At 70.8% G+C, this 1084-nt stretch carries 1 protein-coding gene; it reads left to right on the top strand.

Annotation, left to right across the window (positions count from 1 at the left end; all coding sequences use genetic code 11):
- Nucleotides 1-276: 276 nt before the first annotated feature.
- Nucleotides 277-1084: ComF family protein (locus tag CV770_RS41165; RefSeq protein ID WP_104466325.1), on the top strand; the 808-nt coding region annotated here is incomplete at its 3' end.

Genomic DNA, 1084 nt, shown 5'->3' with positions numbered 1-1084 from the left:
CGATCTGGTGTTCAGGTTGGTAATGGAACGGGCGGGAGACCGAGCCGGCTCACGGCGTCAAGCGCCAAGGACCCAACGGCTTCCCGCCCAACCCCATCCTGACAGACTTCCAAGACACAGGGACCCAGAAACCAACACCGGACGATGCCGTGAGATGGGCCCCGGCTCTGCAGCGCACCGCACCGGACGATGCTTCGCATCGCCGGGGCGCTGCACTGCGTCCGGGGCACGAGAGCGTGGCTTGAGCCCGGAACCTCGGAACGCTAGCCTTCCCGCATGGACGCCAACGCCGCCCCCACCCGTTCCATCGCCGCACCGCTGCGTGCCGCGTGGACGGCCGGCCGCCACGCGCTGTCGCGCGCGGCACGGCTCGCGCTCGACATCGCGTTGCCGACGCAGTGCGTATCCTGCCGCGAACCGGTCGAGGGCGAGGGCGTTTGCGCTTCGTGCTGGGCGCGGCTGTCATTCATCGAGCGGCCCTATTGCCCGCGGCTCGGCATTCCCTTCGTCTATGACCCCGGCCCCGACATGCTGTCGATGGAAGCGATCGCGAGCCCGCCGGCCTACCAGCGGGCCCGCGCGGCCGTGCGCTATGACGACGTCGCGCGCACGCTGGTGCATGCGCTGAAATACCAGGACCGCACCGATTTGGCGCCCGCCATGGGCCGCTGGATGGCGCGCGCGGGCGGCGAGCTGCTGGCAGGGGCCGACATGCTGGTGCCGGTGCCCCTGCATTGGCGGCGGGCCTGGCGCCGTCGCTACAACCAGTCCGGCGCCCTGGCGCAGATCATCGAGCGGCAGAGCGGGGTCAAGGCGAGGGCTGAGGTGCTGCGCCGGGTGCGCGCCACCGAACAGCAGATCGGCCTGTCGCGGGCCCAGCGCGCCACCAACGTGCAGGGCGCGTTCCAGGTATTCCCCGACCGTCAGGCTGAAGTCCAGGGCCGCCGCATTGTCCTGATCGACGACGTCCTGACGTCGGGGGCGACGCTGGATGCCTGCGCGCGGGTCCTGCTCCGGGCCAAAGCCGCCCAGGTCGACGTGCTGGTCTTCGCCCGGGTTGTCGAGACCGGCCCCCGTCCCATAT

This window comes from Bradyrhizobium sp. AC87j1, from assembly GCF_002936975.1.
Classification (GTDB): Bacteria; Pseudomonadota; Alphaproteobacteria; order Rhizobiales; family Xanthobacteraceae; genus Bradyrhizobium; species Bradyrhizobium shewense.
This window is presented reverse-complemented; position numbering and strand designations above follow the sequence as displayed.